Source organism: Lentzea sp. NPDC054927 (assembly GCF_053610285.1).
This window is the reverse complement of sequence record NZ_JBSGXZ010000047.1, coordinates 1-18,160: the sequence shown is the minus strand read 5'-3', so window position 1 is coordinate 18,160 and position 18,160 is coordinate 1. Positions and strand designations below refer to the sequence as shown.

The 18,160-nt window shown below is 68.1% G+C and carries 19 protein-coding genes; 11 read left to right on the top strand and 8 right to left on the bottom strand.

Annotated elements, in window-relative coordinates; all coding sequences use genetic code 11:
- Positions 1-12 precede the first annotated feature (12 nt).
- Entirely contained in the window at positions 13-456 is a 444-nt protein-coding gene (locus ACWGE0_RS38740; protein WP_452265853.1) for a hypothetical protein, read from the top strand.
- Between the two features lie 127 nt (positions 457-583).
- Positions 584-1,513: a hypothetical protein gene (locus ACWGE0_RS38735; protein ID WP_452265852.1), complete on the top strand. Its 930-nt coding sequence runs from the start codon at positions 584-586 to the stop codon at positions 1,511-1,513.
- Here ACWGE0_RS38735 and ACWGE0_RS38730 read toward each other — a convergent pair.
- Complete coding sequence (locus tag ACWGE0_RS38730; RefSeq protein WP_452265851.1) at positions 1,510-2,034, bottom strand: hypothetical protein; 525 nt, start codon at positions 2,032-2,034, stop codon at positions 1,510-1,512. The genes ACWGE0_RS38735 and ACWGE0_RS38730 overlap by 4 nt on opposite strands.
- A 54-nt stretch (positions 2,035-2,088) precedes the next feature.
- Here ACWGE0_RS38730 and ACWGE0_RS38725 point away from each other — a divergent pair, with 54 nt between their 5' ends.
- Positions 2,089-2,634 (top strand): HdeD family acid-resistance protein, encoded by a 546-nt coding sequence (locus tag ACWGE0_RS38725; protein WP_452265850.1) that lies wholly within the window; start codon positions 2,089-2,091, stop codon positions 2,632-2,634.
- Here ACWGE0_RS38725 and ACWGE0_RS38720 read toward each other — a convergent pair.
- Positions 2,576-3,745, bottom strand: coding sequence for a glycosyltransferase 87 family protein (locus ACWGE0_RS38720; protein ID WP_452265849.1), 1,170 nt, complete (start codon positions 3,743-3,745; stop codon positions 2,576-2,578). The genes ACWGE0_RS38725 and ACWGE0_RS38720 overlap by 59 nt on opposite strands.
- Positions 3,746-3,901: 156 nt before the next feature.
- Here ACWGE0_RS38720 and ACWGE0_RS38715 point away from each other — a divergent pair, with 156 nt between their 5' ends.
- Positions 3,902-4,486 carry a DNA-binding protein gene (locus ACWGE0_RS38715; protein ID WP_452265848.1) on the top strand — a complete coding sequence of 195 codons (585 nt, stop codon included), beginning with the start codon at positions 3,902-3,904 and terminating at the stop codon, positions 4,484-4,486.
- Between the two features lie 28 nt (positions 4,487-4,514).
- Positions 4,515-5,171, top strand: coding sequence for an RES family NAD+ phosphorylase (locus tag ACWGE0_RS38710; protein WP_030466547.1), 657 nt, complete (start codon positions 4,515-4,517; stop codon positions 5,169-5,171).
- 4 nt (positions 5,172-5,175) lie between these two features.
- Here the strand turns inward: ACWGE0_RS38710 and ACWGE0_RS38705 are convergent, their stop codons facing one another.
- Positions 5,176-7,221: an ATP-binding protein gene (locus ACWGE0_RS38705; RefSeq protein ID WP_452265847.1), complete on the bottom strand. Its 2,046-nt coding sequence runs from the start codon at positions 7,219-7,221 to the stop codon at positions 5,176-5,178.
- Between the two features lie 198 nt (positions 7,222-7,419).
- Here ACWGE0_RS38705 and ACWGE0_RS38700 point away from each other — a divergent pair, with 198 nt between their 5' ends.
- The gene (locus ACWGE0_RS38700) at positions 7,420-7,758 is read left to right on the top strand and encodes a hypothetical protein (RefSeq protein ID WP_452265846.1); all 339 of its coding nucleotides are present in this window, start codon (positions 7,420-7,422) and stop codon (positions 7,756-7,758) included.
- A gap of 45 nt (positions 7,759-7,803) precedes the next feature.
- On the opposite strand, the gene ACWGE0_RS38695 is transcribed toward ACWGE0_RS38700, so the two are convergent.
- Positions 7,804-9,663, bottom strand: coding sequence for a S9 family peptidase (locus tag ACWGE0_RS38695; protein ID WP_452265845.1), 1,860 nt, complete (start codon positions 9,661-9,663; stop codon positions 7,804-7,806).
- Positions 9,664-9,752: 89 nt separating this feature from the next.
- On the opposite strand from ACWGE0_RS38695, the gene ACWGE0_RS38690 reads away from it, so the two are divergent.
- Positions 9,753-10,955, top strand: a complete 1,203-nt coding sequence (locus ACWGE0_RS38690; protein ID WP_452265844.1) for an amidohydrolase family protein — start codon at positions 9,753-9,755, stop codon at positions 10,953-10,955.
- Here ACWGE0_RS38690 and ACWGE0_RS38685 read toward each other — a convergent pair whose 3' ends face one another.
- Positions 10,956-11,954 (bottom strand): TerC family protein, encoded by a 999-nt coding sequence (locus tag ACWGE0_RS38685; protein ID WP_452265843.1) that lies wholly within the window; start codon positions 11,952-11,954, stop codon positions 10,956-10,958.
- Between the two features lie 350 nt (positions 11,955-12,304).
- Between ACWGE0_RS38685 and ACWGE0_RS38680 the strand changes: the two genes are divergently transcribed.
- The 3 genes from ACWGE0_RS38680 to ACWGE0_RS38670 are packed head-to-tail and all read left to right on the top strand — an operon-like array spanning position 12,305 to position 16,252.
- Positions 12,305-15,148 carry an alpha/beta fold hydrolase gene (locus tag ACWGE0_RS38680; RefSeq protein WP_452265842.1) on the top strand — a complete coding sequence of 948 codons (2,844 nt, stop codon included), beginning with the start codon at positions 12,305-12,307 and terminating at the stop codon, positions 15,146-15,148.
- On the top strand, positions 15,141-15,329 hold the full coding sequence (locus ACWGE0_RS38675; protein WP_452265841.1) for a hypothetical protein: 189 nt from the start codon (positions 15,141-15,143) through the stop codon (positions 15,327-15,329). Before ACWGE0_RS38680 ends, ACWGE0_RS38675 begins: the two co-directional genes overlap by 8 nt.
- Entirely contained in the window at positions 15,326-16,252 is a 927-nt protein-coding gene (locus tag ACWGE0_RS38670) for an ABC transporter permease (protein WP_452265840.1), read from the top strand. The genes ACWGE0_RS38675 and ACWGE0_RS38670 overlap by 4 nt, the downstream gene beginning before the upstream one ends.
- Before the next feature lies 1 nt (position 16,253).
- Here ACWGE0_RS38670 and ACWGE0_RS38665 read toward each other — a convergent pair whose 3' ends face one another.
- Positions 16,254-16,646 carry a VOC family protein gene (locus tag ACWGE0_RS38665; RefSeq protein WP_452265839.1) on the bottom strand — a complete coding sequence of 131 codons (393 nt, stop codon included), beginning with the start codon at positions 16,644-16,646 and terminating at the stop codon, positions 16,254-16,256.
- Between the two features lie 56 nt (positions 16,647-16,702).
- Here ACWGE0_RS38665 and ACWGE0_RS38660 point away from each other — a divergent pair, with 56 nt between their 5' ends.
- The gene (locus tag ACWGE0_RS38660) at positions 16,703-17,086 is read left to right on the top strand and encodes a VOC family protein (protein WP_452265838.1); all 384 of its coding nucleotides are present in this window, start codon (positions 16,703-16,705) and stop codon (positions 17,084-17,086) included.
- Here ACWGE0_RS38660 and ACWGE0_RS38655 read toward each other — a convergent pair.
- Positions 17,083-17,427: an MmcQ/YjbR family DNA-binding protein gene (locus ACWGE0_RS38655; RefSeq protein ID WP_452265837.1), complete on the bottom strand. Its 345-nt coding sequence runs from the start codon at positions 17,425-17,427 to the stop codon at positions 17,083-17,085. The genes ACWGE0_RS38660 and ACWGE0_RS38655 overlap by 4 nt on opposite strands.
- Positions 17,428-17,434: 7 nt before the next feature.
- Positions 17,435-17,818, bottom strand: a complete 384-nt coding sequence (locus tag ACWGE0_RS38650; protein ID WP_452265908.1) for a MarR family winged helix-turn-helix transcriptional regulator — start codon at positions 17,816-17,818, stop codon at positions 17,435-17,437.
- Between the last annotated feature and the right edge of the window lie 342 nt (positions 17,819-18,160).

Sequence of the window (18,160 nt, the reverse complement as noted above, 5' to 3'; positions counted from 1 at the left end):
GACCGGAACGCGATGACAGGCTGGCCGACGCTCGACCCCGCAGGACAGAAGGAAGTGCTCGACCGGCTCACGGTGATGCTGCTCGAGGTCCTGCCGGAGGACTGGCAGAAGCTGACGATCGAGTACCGCGTGGTCGGCAGTCACAGCAACGGAAGGGTCGGGCTCACCCGGTCCGACGGCGTCATGCGCGACTGGGACCCGCCGCTGGAGACGTGGCACCGCTTCCAGGACCTGCGGCGCGGGATGTACGGCGAGGGCGAGGGAACCTGGTTCGGCGCCCAGTACAAGCTCGAGCGGCCGGACAAGTTCAACATCAAGTTCAACTGGGACCGGAAGCCGGACTTCACGAGCGAGCCGTCTCCCGAGCAGTTCGCGCTGGAACAGGAGCGTTTTCCGCGCGTCGAGTCCCACCAGCCGGACTGGTATCGCGAAGGTCTCGCGCAGGCGTCCTCCTGACCGGTCCGCACGCAACACCCACTCAGCGTGGTGTCAACGGCGTGGAGTGTGCGACCGGCCCGCGCGAGCTGCGGCCGCCCGATAAGATCACTGCGGTTTGCACGGGGAAAAGAGGGGCGAGGACCACATGAGCCAGCCGGCTACACCGCTGAGCGAGCAGGACCAGCAGCAGTTGGTGCGGCAGATCGGCCGTGCCATGCTGCCGGCCGTACCGCAGGGCTGGCAGCGCATCCGGGCCGAGTACCGCGCGGCCGGACGGCACATCGAGGTCGATCTGGCGTTCGCGGGACCGGACGGGCAGCTGCGCCCGGTGCGGCCGCCGATGGACGTGGTGCAGATGTTCGGCCACCTGCGCGGGGGCATGTACCACCCGGACCGCGGCACCTGGCTGAGCGCCACGTACGAGATCGAGGCGCCGGCGGCGTTCACCGTCGACTTCAACGCAGAGGACGAGCCGCGCTGGCGCAACGCGCCGCCGCCCATCGGTTTCCGCGACGAGCTGCAGACGTTCCCGCGCCCGGACAGGCAGATCCCGGACTGGTGGCGCCAGCGCGTCGGCCTGCCGCCGCTGCCTGCCCCGGAGCCCGACCCGGCACCGGTGCTGGCACCACCGGCGAATCCGCAGCAGGAGTACCAGGTCTCGCCGCTGACCGCGCCGGACCAGCCGGACCAGTTCGCGGGCTCCAACGAGCTGCGGACCGCGCGCGTGTACGACGGCAAAAGCGACGACGGCCGCATCATCGTCAACCGCCAGCCCGTCGACCCGCAGCTGATGGACGGCCTGCTCAACTACCTCGAGTCGGCGCCGGTTGTACTGGCCGCGCGCAGCTACGACCTCGACGAGTTCTCGCAGAACGGCGAGCAGGACGTGCCGCTCAACTTCCGCACCGACGGCACCTGGATCTGGGCCGGCGCCGTGCCGCACTACCTGCGCAAGTACGGCCTCCCGCCGGAGCCCGAACTGGTGGCGCACGTGGTGGCGCACGACTTCCAGGTCGCTGAGGTCACCGAGCAGACGCAGGACCTCGCGGTGTCGATCATCACGGGCCAGGGCTAGTCCGCAAGCGTTCGCAGGTACGCCTCTCCCCGCGGGGAGAGGCGATACCCCACTTCGAGCGACTCGGTGAGCCCTTTCGCCTTGAGCTTGCGGACGTCCGCCTTGAACGGCAGCTTCTCGCGGCCCACCGACGCGGCCAGATCCGCGGCCCGCACACCGGGGTTCGCCGCGATCAGCCGCAGCAGCGCCACCGCCGGTTCGGCCAGCTCCAGTCCGTCCACATCGGACGACGAACGCAGCTCGATCCGCGGATCCTCGCCTGTGAAACGCAGCCGGATCCGGTAAAGCGAACCCTCGCGTTTGTCCACTGAGGACATCAACGCGGCCACCGTCGGATACCCGGCCGCCACCGCCTCTGCCCTCGTCACCCGCGACACGACGTCCACCGCGTCGATCGCCAGCACGCCCAACGACGTGCGCAACGTCCCGCCGGCACGCACCGTCGGCCGCTTCCACCGCCGGAACTGCAGCGTGACCTCGCCGGAACGGATCCGTTCCCAGTCAGCCACTCGGATCAGCACCGAACGAGGGTCTCAGGTTGCCGACCCCACCGACAGCCGAGACCATCTGTGACCATGCAACGGTGGTGGCTCTTCACGGTGCGCGGAGTGTTCGCTGTCCTGTTCGGCCTGGCCGCTCTGATCTGGCCCGGCCTCACCCTGCTCGCCCTGATCATCCTGTGGGGCGCCTACGCGTTCATCGACGGCGCGATGATGCTGTACCTGACGCTGACCCACAAGGAGTGGCCCGCCCGCTGGGCGCTCGGCCTCATCGGCGCATTGGGCCTGGTCACGGGCTTGATCGCGTTGTTCTGGCCGGGCATCACGGCGACCGCGCTGCTGCTGTTGATCGCGGCGTGGGCGCTCGTCACCGGTGTGCTGCAGATCGTCGACGCCATCCGCCTGCGCAAGGTGATGACGAACGAGTGGTTCTACGTCATCACCGGTGCGCTGACGGTGCTGCTCGGCATCATCCTGATCGTGAACCCGGCGGCGGGCGCGCTGGCGTTCGTGATCACGATCGGCGCGTTCGCGATCCTGTGGGGCGTGGTGCTGGTGCTGTTCAGCCTGCGGTTGAAGCGGCTCGACGCCGGTCTCGCACAACCCGCACCGCGAGCGTGACCAGCACGGCGACGCCGACGAACACGTAGAGGTTGCCGATCACCTGCTGCCACCACGCCCAGTGCTGCTCGACGTCGTTGTCGCGCGGGAACAGCCAGTGCGGCCCGACCGCGAACACCGCCACGATCAGCCACGGCGCCCAGTGACGGCGCAACGCGGGGCGCGACAACAGCACGAGCGCGGGCGCGATCCACACCCAGTGGTGTCCCCATGACACCGGCGAGATCAGCAGACCACCGATCGCGACCACGAAGAAGGCTTCGACGTCGCCCAGACGCGACGCCAACCACCACACCGTCGCCACGACCAGAAGCGCCAGCACGGCCCACACGGCGACCTGGGCCGTGTTCTCCAGCCCGAAGCGCGCCAACGTGCCGCGAATGGCCTGGTTCGACGCGTAGGTCAGGCGTCCGACCCTGCTCGGGTCGAGCAGCGCGTGCGTCCAGTACTCCTTCGCGTCGCTGAACGTGATGAGGAACCCCACCAGTCCGAAGAAGAAGAACGATCCGATGGACACGAACACGGGCTTCCACTGCCGTCGCGCGACGAAGTACAACGCGAAGAACGCCGGCGTCAGCTTGATGGCCGCGGCCAGCCCGATCAGCGCGCCGCGCGGCCACCAGCGGGTGCGTTCCAGCAAGCAGTCGGCCATCACGAGCACGGCCAGCAGCAGGTTGATCTGACCGAACCAGAGCGTCTCGCGCAGCGGGTCGAAGATCGACGACACCGCCGCGGCACCCAGGCCCCACTTCACCGCCTCGGGACCCCAGCCGAGCACGCGTTGCGCCGCGATCAGGCACAACAGCGTGAGCATCGCGAGGTTCGCCGCGGCCACCACGAAGATGGCGACGACGAGCGGCACGAGCGCCAGCAGGCTGAACAGCGCCGCGGCGATCGGCGGATAGGTGAACGGCAGGTCAGGGCCACCGAGCGGCTTCGCGAAGCCCTCGACGTAGAGCGGCAGGCCCTGCAGCAGCGCATCGCCGCCGTTGCGGTAGACGCGCAGGTCGAGCGACCACCCCGGCGGGCGGATCATGACGTAGGCGAGCGTGGCGACCATGACGGCGGCCCACGCCACCACGACCCGCTTGGCGGTGCGGTCCAGGTGCATCGGGGAATGGTATCGATGTGCCACATGAGGCCCACGTCACCGGTCTGGACCGGCGGAACTCACGTAGCGTCGTCGCGTGAGCGCACAACGTCGAACGTTCCTGCTTAAGCCGTTCGTAGGGCGCACAGATGCGCACGCGCGGGTTATTCTGTGCGCATGAGTCCCGCACTGGAGACGGTGCTGGCCAAGGCCGGCCTGCAGGTGAGCCCCGACGAGTTCCTCGCCCTCGTGACCGACGCGGCGCGAAGGCTCGCTCCACCACACCCGGAACCGGCCACGTACTTCACCCCGGACCAGCAGGCAGCGCTCACCGACGTGGGCCTCGACCTGTCCCCGGCCGGCCCGACCGACGCCAAGCCCCGCACCCGCACGGTCGTGGCTCACGCCGTGCTGCGCGACTCGGCGCTGACCGTCGCCGAGGCCGCACGCCAACTCCAGGTGGACACCAGCCGCATCCGGCACCGCCTGGGCGTCGGCAGGCTCGTGGGCTGGAAGGACCGCGGCAGCTGGCGCCTGCCCGCGTGGCAGTTCGCGGGCACCGGCGTGCTGCCAGGCCTGGAAACCGTGCTGACGGAAATCCCGTCGGACCAACCGGCCCTGGTCGTAGCGGCGTTCATGACCACCCTCCAGGAGGACCTGCCAGTGGACGGCAAGCCCGCGACCCCGCGCGACTGGCTCCTCGCCGGAGGAGACCCGCGCCGAGTCGCCACCCTGGCCTCCGTGCTCGGCACCCCCGCCTGAGCGCTCCCGAACACCCGACAGGACCCGAATGTCACGGCTTCCGCAGCCGCCTGCCCCTGCCGTGCTGCAAGCACACCTGCGCCGCACCGAGGACGTGGTGGCGGTGCACCGGGCAACCCGCCTGGTGCGCGTGTTCACGGCAAAGGGCTCCCACCCCCAACGCTGGAACACGTTCCGCTACACAGGCCCACTCCCCCACGCCCGCTTCGACGCGCAACAACCCGCCGACGACGGCTCCCCGGTCCAGGACCACGAGAACGGCGTCCTGTACTTCGGCCTCTCCGTCCGCACGTCGATCGCCGAGGTCTTCCAGGCCACCTCGATCGTCGACCGCCGCACCCGCAGCCCGTTCCTCGTGGTCCTACGTCCTCGGCGGACGTTGAGGCTGCTGGATCTGGGCGGGCTGTGGCCTACGCGCGTCGGTGCGTCGCAGGAGATCTCCACGGGGCCGAAGCTGGTGACGCAGGCGTGGTCGCGGGCGATCCGGGCGGCCTATCCGGAGCTGGACGGGCTTTGGTACCGGTCTTCGATGGACTCCGGCGACCCGGCCATCTGCCTGTGGGACCCGCCGGGGGCTTCCGGGCTGCCCGCGGCGCCGGACGTGTTGCTGCCGCTGGACCATCCGGGCCTGGACCTGCCGCTGGCGCGGGTGTGCGAGGAGCTCAACTACACGCTGCTGGGTTGATACCTCAGCCGAGATCAGCCAGCTTCCTCCAGACATCGGCCAAATTGGCGCGCTGCAGGTGCTCGAGAATCACCAGCGCCTGCTCCCAAGCCGTGCGAGCGTCATCGCGTTCGTTCATCGCCAGGTGCACGTCGCCGATGCGTTCCAACGCCTCTGCTTGCCCAGGCCGGTTACCCAGGCGCTTGTGCAGCAAGAGGGCGTTCTCCGCGCTTTCCAACGACTGGTCGTACGAACCCTGTTTCAGCTTGATGAAGCTGAGGGTGTTGAGTGCTTCTGCCTCACCGGTCTTGTCACCTTCGGCAAGCCCGCGGTGCAACTTCAACGCTTCCAAGGTGAGCGGCAACGCCTCGTCCAGTTCGTTCATCGCCGCAAAACACCGCCCGGCCATGTTGAGGGCGTAGCCGCGCCAGGCGGCGCTGTTCTCTTCCGGATGCAGCTGGAGCGCCTTCACAGCGTGGACCAGCGCCTCCTCATGCATAAGACGCTCCGAGTACAGCCAAGACAACGCCTCCTGGCTGTGTGCCTGTTGCCTGCGGTCGTCAGCTTCCTCGGCGAGTTCCAGGGCGCGGATCAGCACCCTCTCCGCCTCGTCCCAGTCGCCCAACCTGCTCAACGCCCTGCCGAGCCCTCTGTAGACGCGTGCCTGCGCGACTGGATCCGCGAGCCGGTTCACTGATGGGACCACGGCTCGGTACACGGACTCATAGCCGCGCCAATGTCCTTGCGTGTCAAGGTAACTGCGCATCGTCAGTGCCAACTGCCACGCGTGCTGATCGAATCTTGCCGTGACGGCGTGACCGATCATTCCGGTGAGCACAGCGTGTTCAGCGGCGAACCACGCTCCCGCGTCAACCGGACCGTTGAAGCTCAGCGGGATCACCACAGAACCTAACGACGGCAGCTCAACTCCGATCCGTTGCGACACCAACGCGCGGTCTCCGGCCCATGCGGTGTGGAGGTAGAACCCGAGCATTCGAAGTTCCGCATCTTTGTCCGCGCCCACCAACTCGCGCGCGAACAACCTCAGCAAGTCGTGGAAGCGGAACCTCGCAGGCAGGTACTCGTCCATCAGAGATGCACTGACCAACTCCCTCAACAGCTTCTTGCACACCGCCACCGGCAACCCGGCCAGAGCAGCGGCGGCGTGCATGTCGATGTCTGGCCCGGGATGCAGCCCGAGCAGGCGGAAGAGCCTCGACGCCGGCTCTCGCAGCGCCCGCACCGACCACGAGAAGACCGCTCGCGCGCCACGGCCACCTTCATCCAGCTCCAATGCCTCAAGCCGGTCCGCGCGCAGTTCGGCGACCACTTCCGAGATCGGGAGATCGGGCTCCAACGCGATCCGTGCGGCGACGATCGTCAGCGCAAGTGGCAGACCCGCGCACAGATCGGCGGTCTCAGCCAGCACGGTGGGATCGACATCGCCGAGACGAGAGCGCAACAAGTCCACGGACTCGGCGTTGGACAGACGGTCGAGCCGCAGCGGCGTGGCGTTGTGCTCAGCCACGAGGCCGGACAGCCGGTTTCGGCTGGTGACGAGCACGAAGCAGGTTGAGCTGCCCGGCAGCAGCGGCCGCACTTGCTCCACGTTGTTCGCGTTGTCCAGCAGGATCAGGACGCGGCGCTGGGCGATCTTGCTGCGGAACAGGGCCGCTTGGGCATCCGGGCTGACGGGGATGGCATCACCTGCCACACCAAGCGCATCGAGGAACCCCCGCACAGCCTCGAAAGGTGACATGGGTTCACGGTCCGGCTCGAACCCGCGCATGTTCACGTAGAGCTGGCCGTCGGGGAACTGATCAGCAACACCATGCGCCCAATGCAGTGCCAACGCGGTCTTGCCGACCCCGGCCGTGCCGTTCAGCGCGGAAATGACAACGGTGCGCGAGCCTACGAGCGATTCCAGCTCAGCGAGTTCGTCCGCCCTCCCGCTGAAGTTGCCGATCGCGGCAGGCAACTGACGCGGCACGACGACGTCAGGCGGCAACACGACTGGCAAACTTCCACTGGTGCTGGCCTGCACCACCGCGCGGAACTCGTTGTTCTCCACCGGAACACCCTCGTGCCGCGCGCGGTCGCACACCAGCGGCCGAACGGGTCCAGCCCGCCGGGCAGCGGCGGTGTCGCACACCTTGCTGGGCTGACCTGGGCATTGCAGGAGTCCTGCAAGGATTCCGCACGACCCGCCTCCCACGATCACTCCCAACCGCGGCGACCTGTCGCGGCCACGAGGAGAGGGAATCCCAGGATGTTCACCAGGGAGCAGGGGGCTCGGGCGGTGCGCAGGGTGGCCGGACTGGCCGTGGCCACGGCGTTCGCGGCGAGTGCGCTGATCACGGGCGTCGCGGTCGCTCAGGCGGCGCCGGCGTCCACCAGTGACATCGAGGGCCTGTTCAACCTCGCTGGCTGGGGCTGGAACAACCGTGCGGGCTCGTTGACGACCGCCCACCAGTGCGACGTCAGGCTCTTCGACGCGGCCGACTGCCCCAACAGCGGCCTCAAGTCCACGTGGATCGACCGGAGCGAGGACCTGCGGCTCGGCGGCGTGAACTGGCAGAACAAGGCCACCTGCGTCCAGATCAGCTGACGGGGAGGCTGCTCCGGCGATCCCCGCCGGAGCAGCCTGCCCGCGTCACGCCTTGAGGTAGCGGCCCCACCACTCCAGCACCGCGTCGAAGCGCTGCCTGCGGTGCCGCGGCTGGCCCGACCTGGTCAGTTCGTGGCCCTCGCCCGGGAAGATCAGCATCTCCGCCTCGACCCCGCGCCGCTTCAGCGCCACGAACATGCGCTGCGCCTGTTCGAGCGGGCAGCGCCAGTCCTGTTCGGAGTGGACGACGGCGAACGGCAGGTTGATCTTCTCGACGTAGGTCAGCGGTGACATCACGCGCTGAGCCTCGGGGTCGGTGCCGCAGTAGGCGTCGGTGAAGAAGTAGCCGATGTCGGACGAGCCGGAGAACGAGTCCCAGGCGTTCACGGCGCGCTCGCTCCAGGCGGCCTTGAAGCGCTCGCCGTGGTGCGCGGACAGCCAGGACGTCATGAAGCCGCCGTAGGAGCCGCCCATCACGCCGACGCGCTCGGCGTCGAGATCTTCACGAGCGAGTGCGACGTCCAAAAGGGACAGCACGTCGTCCACGTCCACGGTGCCGAACTTGCCGATCACCGCCTGGCCGTGGGCCTGGCCGTAGCCCGCCGAGCCGCGCGGGTTCGGCAGCACGACGGCGTAGCCGGCGGTGGCGTAGACCTGGGCCTCGTCGAAGAAACCCCAGCTGTGGTACATGAACGGGCCGCCGTGCACGGCCATCACGACCGGGTGCGGGCCGTCGCCTTCGGGCAGCACGAGCCAGCCGTGCACCGGGTAGCCGTCGGAGGCCGCGCCGGAAAGCTCCACGACCTGACGCGCAGGCACCGACGAGAACGCCGTGCGCACACCGGTCTCAACGAAGAGAACCTGACCAGGACTGTCCGGAGTGGACACCACAGCGACCACAGTGGACCCGTCCGAGGCGAACGAGCGAACCGCGGCCGACGAACCGGCGAGCACCTCGCCAGGACCGCCGTCGAACGGAATCCGCTGCAGCTCCAACGCCCCGCGATTGCGCACGACGAGCAGAACACCCGAAGCGTCGGCCACGGGCTGACCCGAAAGCCGTTCCACGTCAACGGTTTCGACATCGGTGAGCCGAACCGCGCCGGAGCCGTCCAGAGACGCCTTCCACAGACCGTGGTTGCGCGCCACCGCGTCGATCCCGGTGAACTCCGTGCCCAGCCAGAAGAGCGAACCCTGAGCCACGAACGGCATCGAGACCTCGCCGGCACCGCGCACGAGCAGCGACACGTCGCCACCGCCGGCAGGCACGCTGTACAGGTCGGAGTGCAGGGTCTCGACCGCGCCGAGGTCGCGCGGCGCCACGAACACCAGCGTCGAGTCGTCGATCCAGGCCGGGTCGGAGACGTCGAACGAACCGTCGGTCACCTCGGTGACCGCACCGTCCAGGTCGACGACGTGCACGCGCGGACGGCGATCGGCGAGGAAGCCGACGTCGTCGACGCGGTAGTCCAGGCGCGTGATGCGGCGCGGCGCCTCGGACTCGGGGCCGTCGTCGGTCGTGCCGTAGCGGCCGGTTTCGGGCACGCGGGCCACGAAAGCCAGGCGGGACGAGTCCGGCGACCACACCGGGGCTCCGGCGCCCAGCGGTAGATCGGTCAGCCGGCGAGGCTCGCCGCCGTCCACCGGAACGACGTAGAGCTGCGGTTTGGACTTACCGGAAACACGCAGGAACGCCACCGAACGACCGTCCGGAGAAATGCGCTGCGCATTGTCTCGATCACCGTGTGTCCACGGCGTTGTCGTGCCATCGGGGAACACCCGGTGCAGACCGCCCCGGTAGCTGTTCTTGTCGAGATCGGGCGTCGTGATGCTGACCAGCACCAGGTCTCCGGACACGGCGACGGTGCCGGGCGTGGTAAGCAGCTGCAGGTCTTCGGGGCGCACGACCTGGACGCTAACAGAACTTGTTAGCAACGCTCATAACTGTTTGTTGACGGATCACAGAAATTGACTCGGCCCTTAGATTTCCGCGTATGACGCGCATCGTGTTCTCTGGGGGCAGGGTCTTCACCGGCCGGACGGCGGAGCCCGGCGACGTGGTGGTCGAGGGCGACCGCATCGTCGACGTGGGCACCGGACTCGACGGCGACACCGTGGTCGACGCGACCGGCCACACCGTCCTGCCGGGGCTGTTCGACTGCCACGTGCATTTCATGTTCAGCGGCGCCGACCTGGTGCGGTCGCTGAACACGCCGTTCTCGCTGCCGTTCTACGAGGCGATCGGGAACATGAAGGCGACGCTCGAGTGCGGCATCACCACCGTCCGCGACGCGCTCGGCGCCGACCTCGGTGTCGCGGAAGCCGTGCGGCGCGGGCTGATCCAGGGACCGCGCATGCAGATCGCGGTCAACATGGTGTCGCAGACCGGCGGCCACAACGACGACTGGATGCAGTGCGGCGCGCACATCTCACCGCCGCTGCACCCCGGCCTGCCCGACACCGTGGCCGACGGTCCCGAGGAGCTGCGCAAGGTCATCCGCACGCTCGTCCGGCACGGCGCCGACATCATCAAGATCGCTTCCAGCGGCGGTGTGATGTCACCGCGCAGCAACCCTCGCCACGCGCACTTCCGCGACGAGGAGATCGCGATGATCGTGCAGGAGGCGAACGCCGCGGGCATCGCCGTGATGTCTCACGCGATGAGCGGCGACGGCATCCTCACGGCCGTGCGCAACGGCGTGCGGTCCATCGAGCACGGCGTGTTCCTCACCGACGAGGGCGTCGAGGAGATGATCAAGAACGGCACCTGGCTCGTGCCGACGCTGATGGCGCCGCGCATGGTGCTCGACCAGGCCGCGGCCGGCATGGCGATCTCCGACGTCATCCTCGACAAGGCCCATGCCGTTGTCTCGCAACACTTCCAGGCGTTCCAGAAGGCGCACCAGGCCGGTGTGAAGATCGCGATGGGCACGGACTCCGGCGTAGGCCCGCACGGCGACAACCTGAACGAGCTGACGCTGATGGTCGAGTACGGCATGTCGCCCGCCGAGGCCATCTACGCGACCACCACGTCCGCCGCCGAGTTGATGCGCCTCGGAAACGAACTCGGCGAGCTCGCCCCTGGCAAGCTCGCCGATCTCGTTCTCGTGGAGGGTGACGCCGAGCAGCACGTGAAGGCCGGAACGCTGAAGCAGGCCATCCGCGCCGTCTACCAGAACGGCGTCAGCGTCTTGTAGTTAGTGGTTGGCGCCCACGTGCTTCGCGGCCTCCGGGTCGCGCTTCACCTTGAGGAGGCTGGCGATCGTCGTGATCGCCAGCACGCCGATGATCACCGACAGCGAGACCTCGATGCCGATCGTCGGCACGTGGAACGGCTCGCCGCCGTTGAGGAACGGCAGGTTGTTGGTGTGCAACGCCTCGAGGATCAGCTTCACGCCGATGAAGCCGAGGATCACCGACAGGCCGATCGAGAGGTAGACCAGCTTCGCGAGCAGGCCACCGAGCAGGAAGTACAGCTGGCGCAGACCCATCAGCGCGAACGCGTTGGCCGTGAACACCAGGAACGGCTCCTTGGTGAGGCCGAAGATCGCGGGGATCGAGTCGAGCGCGAAGAGCAGGTCGGTGGAGCCGATCGCGACCATCACGATGAACATCGGGGTCACGTAGCGCTTGCCGTCGATCTTGATGAACGACTTGGCGTCGTGGAAGTCGTTGGTCACCGGGAAAACCTTGCGCACCATGCGCAGCATCAGGTTCTCCTTGTACTCCTCTTCCTCGTCGTGGTTCTCCCGCGCCAGCTGCCAGCCGGTGTAGATGAGGAACGCGCCGAAGATGAAGAAGACCCAGCTGAACTGGCTGATGAGCGCCGCGCCGGCCGCGATGAAGATGCCACGCATGACGAGCGCGAGCAGGATGCCGATCAGCAGCACCTTGTGCTGGTGGATCGAGGGCACCTTGAACGTCGTCATGATGATCAAGAAGATGAACAGGTTGTCGACGCTCAGCGAGTACTCGGTGATGTACCCGGCGAAGAACTCGGTGGCGTACTGCCCACCGGAGAAGTACCAGATCCCGAGGCCGAAGAGGGCGGCCATCGCCACGTAGAAGATCACCCAGCGGGCGGCTTCACCGATCGTCACCTCATGGGGCTTTCGATCGACGATGACGAGGTCCACGGCCAGTAGAACGAGCAGACCACCGATCGTCGCGATCCACATCCATGCGGGGACGTTCACAATCCAACCTCCGGGATTCTTAGCGCACGCCAAATAAACCCGGAGGTCTCCTCCGCCGCCGAGATCACTCTCGAACGACCAACGGCACCGGGAGCTCCACGCCGAGCTCCGTATTGACGACACCGCTGCTTAGGGAGTACTCCCCTCCATGCTGCGTCAATATTGTGCTCCACGAGGAGCGGTTAGCGCCACACAGGGTGAGCAGACCCACGCAACCAGGTGCAACGGGAATACGCTGCGTGTCGTTCGGGCCGGAACCGCCGCTACCTGAAGCCCGGCTGAAGATCCACTCATGCTGAGAGCGGCGCCGGATCCCGACAGGTCGTTCTCAGCAAAACTCGCATATCGTCATGGCTGTGCCCCGCCTCTCCCGCATTCGCGGCAGGTGGTCAATCCCCGCAGCGGTCGTCGTGCTCGCCCTTGTCGCAGGTGGCGTGTACTTCACCCGGTCCTCGGATGACCCCGCGCCCGTGACGTTCAGAGAAGCGATCATCGACGCACCCGAGGGGCCGGACAGCGCCCAGACGGTGAACATCGAGACGCGTCTCTACCTCCCCCAGCAGACTCCCGCGCCCGCGATCATGCTCGCGCACGGTTTCGGCGGCAGTCTGCGCAGCGTGCACACCCAGGCCGAGGAGTTCGCGCGGCGTGGTTTCGTCGTGCTGACCTGGTCCGCGCGCGGCTTCGGCCGCAGCACCGGGCAGATCGCGCTGAACTCCCTCGACCGCGAGGTCCGCGACGCCCAGAAGCTCGTCGACTTCCTCGGCACACGTGACGAGGTGCAGAAGGACGGCGGCGGCGACCCGCGCGTGGGTGTGACAGGCGCGTCGTACGGCGGTGCGTTGTCACTGCTGCTCGCGGGCGTCGACAAGCGCATCGACACACTCGTGCCGGTCATCACGTACAACGACCTCGCGCAGTCGCTGCTGCCGAACTCGGCGCTGGCGACCCCGCGTGCGGACGCCACCCCGTCCGCCACCGCGTTCGGCGAGGACGGCGTCTTCAAGCGTTCGTGGGCGGGCATCTTCTTCTCCGCGGGCATGACGTCCATCGACCTCTCCTCGCCCACGGGTGACGCGCCCGAGACTGGCCAGCGGGAGTCGTCGAACCAGCAGGGCAGCGCGCCCGCGCCGGGCAACTCGGGCGCGCAGGGCCTCCAGCCGCCCACACCGTCGCTGGGCGCGTGCGGCCGCTTCACGCCCGAGGTCTGCACCGCCTACACCGAGGTCGCCACGACGGGCAGCGCTTCGCAGCAGACGCTCGAACTGCTGCGCAAGTCGTCACCGGTCGCCGTGACCGACCAGATCAAGCAGCCGACGATGCTGGTGCAGGGCGAGCAGGACACCCTGTTCGGCCTCGACCAGTCCGACGCCACCGCGCGCCAGATCGCCGCGGCCGGCGGCAAGGTGAAGATGGTCTGGTACGCGGGCGGCCACGACGGCGGCAACCCCGGCACCGCGCTGCGCGGCGAGATCGCCGACTGGATGGACTTCCACCTGGGCGGCAAGGGAACCGATCCCGGTACGGGCTTCGAGTACACGGTGCAGGGCGCGTTCCGCTCGTCCGGCCAGCCGTCGCTGCGCACGGTCATGGCGCCGTCGTACCCCGGTCTCGCTCAGGGCTCCTCGACCGAGCGCAAGACGCTGAAGCTCAGCGGACGCGAGCAGGTCGTGGTGAACCCGGCGGGCGGCAACCCGGCGTCGATCAGCAACCTGCCAGGTCTGGGTTCGGCGCTGTCGCGGTCGTCGGCGATCTCGTCGCGGCTGTCGCTCGACATGCCGGGCCAGGCCGCGGTGTTCACCTCGGACGCCCTGGACTCGCAGGTGCTGCTGACCGGGTCGTCGACGGTGAAGCTGCGCGTCGCGCGTGGTGACCAGACCTCCGGCGAGGCGATCCTGTTCGCGAAGCTCTACGACGTCTCCGCGGACGGCACCCGCACGCTGCCCGGCTCGATCGTCGCGCCGTTGCGCGTGGCGCTGCCGCCGGACGGTTCCGCCGCCGAGGTGACCGTGACACTGCCCGGCACCGTCCGTCCGGTCGAGAGCGAGCACAAGCTGGCTCTCGTGGTGTCGACGACGGACCAGGCGTTCGCGAACGCCGAGCAGCCCGCCGCGTACCGGATCTCACTGGCCTCCGACGAACTGTCGGTGCCCGTGGTGCCCGGTCGCAACGTCACCGAGGGCTTCCCAACGGGAGCCCTGTGGGGAATCGTGATCGCGCTGCTGGTGCTGATCGGCGCCGGCATCATCGCGATGTTCCGCCGCCGCATGGCGCAGGACTCGGACCCCGACCTCGCCGACGTGCCGCTGGTCATCTCGAACCTCACGAAGGCCTACCCCGGCGGCGTGACGGCGGTGAAGGACCTGTCGTTCCGCGTGGAGCACGGCATGGTCCTCGGTCTGCTCGGCCCCAACGGCGCCGGCAAGACCACGACGCTGCGCATGGTGATGGGCCTGATCCACCCGTCCGAGGGCCACATCCGGGTCTTCGGTCACAAAGTCACGCCGGGCGCTCCGGTGCTCTCGCGCATCGGTTCGTTCGTCGAGGGCTCCGGCTTCCTGCCGCACCTCTCCGGCGCCGCGAACCTGCGCCTGTACTGGGCGGCGACGGGCCGGCCGGTGGAGGAGGCGCACGTCGAGGAGGCGCTGGAGATCGCGGGCCTCGGCAAGGCGGTGCACCGCCGCGTGCGCACGTACAGCCAGGGCATGCGCCAGCGGCTGGCGATCGCCCAGGCGATGCTCGGCCTCCCGGACCTGCTGATCCTGGACGAGCCGGCCAACGGCCTCGACCCGCCCCAGATCCACCAGATGCGCGAGGTCCTGCGCCGCTACGCCGCGGCGGGCCGCACGGTCGTCGTCTCGTCGCACCTGCTGGCCGAGGTGGAGCAGACCTGTTCGCACGTGGTCGTGATGCACAAGGGCCAGCTCGTCGCAGCCGGCGAGGTGGCAGACATCGCGGCAGGAGGCGGCGAGGCGACGTTCCGCGTCGACTCCCCCTCGAAGGCAGCAGATGTGCTGCGGGGCCTCGAAGGCGTGCACGACGTGCACGAGGACGAGGACGCCGTGCACGCGTCGATGAACGGCGTCCCGCGTTCCGTCGCTCTGACCGCTCTCGTGGCGGCCGGTGTGGCAGTGGACCAGGCGGGCCCGCGACGCAGGCTGGAAGACGCGTTCTTGGAGCTGGTCGGTGAATGACTTCCTGATGGCAGCGGCGTCCGCCACGGCGGACGCCCCGAACCCCACCGCGGTCGAGGTGCTGGCCGAGGCCGGCCTCGACGTGACGGACGAGATCGCGGCGACGCCCGCGTTCGCGCCTGTGCGGACCGCGAACCCGAACCGCACGAAGGCACCGACCCGCCACGAGGTGGACCGATGAACGAGAACGGCGTCCACACCGACCCCGGCGCGCTCAACGACCTCACCGACGCAGCCGCCCAGCAGCACACCGAGGTGGCACCGGACGGCTCGTCGGTCGGCTACAAGGCGCGCCGCACGCTCCGCATCCACGTTGAACTGCAACGGCAGATCCGCCGCCGCCGGACCCAGCTCGTGCTGGGCTTCCTGGTGCTGCTGCCGTTCATCCTCGCGCTGAGCTTCGAGATCGGGCAGTCCGACCCGAACCGCCGCTCCGGCGGCTTCGTGGACCTGGCCACCGCCAGCGGCATCAACTTCGTGGTGCTCACGCTGTTCGTGAGCAGCAGCTTCCTGCTGCCGATGATCGTGGCGCTGTTCTTCGGCGACACGATCGCGTCCGAAGCGTCGTGGTCGAGCCTCAAGTACCTGCTCGCCGCACCGATCCCGCGCCACCGCCTGCTGCGTCAGAAAGCCATCAGCAGCGGCATCCTCAGCGTCTTCGCCCTAGCCCTGCTCCCCGCGGTGGCCCTGGGCGTCGGCGTCGCCTGGTACGGCGCGGGCGAGGTGGTGAGCCCGACCGGCGAGGCGGCCCCGTTCGGCGACGGCGTGCTCGGCATGGCCCTCGCGGTCGTCTACATCGCGATCAACCTGTTCTGGGTAGCGGGCCTGGCACTGTTCCTGTCCGTGTCCACCGACGCACCGCTCGGCGCGGTCGGCGGCACGGTCCTCGTCTCGATCCTGTCGCAGATCCTCGACCAGATCGAGCCGCTCGGGGACCTGCGCAACTACCTGCCGACGCACTACGCGATGGCGTGGGCCGACCTGCTCTCGACCGACATCGACTGGTCGGAGATGACCCGCGGCACCTTCTCCGCGCTCGTCTACGGCGGCATCTTCACGCTGCTCGCCGCACGCCAGTTCAAGACGAAGGACATCACCAGCTAGGTCACTGCACGCAGAACTCGTTTCCCTCAGGGTCGAGCATCACGATCCAATGCCCCTTGTTGTCCTTGAACTCGCGAACCTTCGTGGCCCCAAGGGAAACAAGCCGGTCAACCGCCTCCACTCCGGCGTTCACGTCGAGGTGGAGGCGGTTTTTCGCCGTCTTGCCCTCCGGCACGCGCTGGAAGAAGAACCGAGGCCCCTTGCCCTCGGGATCGATGATCGCCGAGTAGTCGTTCCACGTCTCCGGCGGAAACCCGTTCGCCTCGGCGAAGGCCTCCCACGAGTCAAACCCGGGAGGCGGCGGCTGCACCACGTAACCGAGCGCCTCCGCCCAGAAACCGGCCAGCTTGCCGGGGTCCGCCGCGTCCATCGTCACCTGGATTCCGATTGCCATGAACCAACCGTAGAACCCAATGCGGACAACCACTGTCCGGAGTAGCCTGCCGTCTCATGTCACGTCCTGTGCACTTCGAGATCCACGCCGCAGATCCCGAGCGAGCGCGGAACTTCTACTCCTCCGTCTTCGGCTGGAAGATCGAACAGTGGGGCGACATCCCCTACTGGACCATCGCCACCGGCGACGACGACCAACCAGGCGTCAACGGCGGCCTGCTCCCCCGCCGAGGCCCGGACCCGGCCCCGGACGCACCCGTGCACGGCTACGTCATGACGATCAGCGTGATCGACATCGACGCCACCATCGCGGCCATCGAAGTCAACGGCGGCACCGTGGCCCTGCCGAAGGACAAGATGCCCGGCGTGGGCCTGCTCGCCTACTACAAGGACACCGAAGGCAACATCTTCGGCATCCTGCAACCCGACGAACGCGGCTAGGGCCGCTTCCGCTTCGGCAACCGCGCGACGACGGCCTCGTAGGAGCCGTCGACCAGCTCCAACAGGTCGTCGTCGGGCACCGATCCCTTGAGCGCAACGGTGTTCCAGCCGTACCGCCCCACATACCCGCTCACCGTGACATCGTCCGGAAAGCGCTCTCGCCACGGCGCGGCAGCCTCGGCATCAACACCACACTTGAGCCCAACGGTGTGCATGTCCAACCCGATGAACGCAAAAGCCTTGCCGCCCACCTTGCACACCAACTCGGCCTCGCCCCACGGATACGTCTCTTCCGCGCCAGGCTTCCCTGCGCAGTAGGCGATCAGCTCATCCAGTGTCACAACAGGATTATCGCGCGCCGAAGACCGCAACGAAACGCGAGAGCAACCGCGCGAACGCCACCCGCTCCTCCTCGCTCCAGTCCGCCATGGCGGTAGCACAAGCAGCCTGCCGAGCCCGATGCAACTCAGCCGACGTAGCCCGCCCCCGAGGCGTCCGCACGAGCAACACCCGCCGCCCATCCGCCTTGTCCGCAACCCGCGACACCAGCCCAGAATCAACAGCGCTGGTGACAAGTTTGCTGGCACGCGGCTGATCCACGTGCAAGGCCAAAGCCACACTGGACACAGTCGCCTGCGTCCCTGTCCGCTCCGCCGCCTCAACAACATCGAGCACGTCAAACGCCGGTACGGCCAACTCAGCGAGCGCTCGACGTGACTGACTGCGCCGCATAGCTATCAGAGCCTGCTCCACCGCGGCGAGGTGGGAGTCCACGTTCACCGTGAGATCATTGCCGCATTGCGCCGTGACGAAAGCTGTCAGCCGACATCTCACCCCAGAGGGCGATTTCTAAGTTTCGAAACGCCCCCAACACCCGGCATCCACAGTGGACAGCAAAGCCACGCGAGCCCGCGATGCCGCAGGCGAGCGCCCAAGCGAAGGCGAAGCCGAGCAGTCAAGCCAAGCCTCAAGCCACGGGTAGTGGGTGGTGGGCTCCCCCGTCTAGCGCTCCTCAGCACTTGCCGCGCGCGGGGAGGGGTGTCAACTCGACACGCTTTTCGTCGAGTTGACACC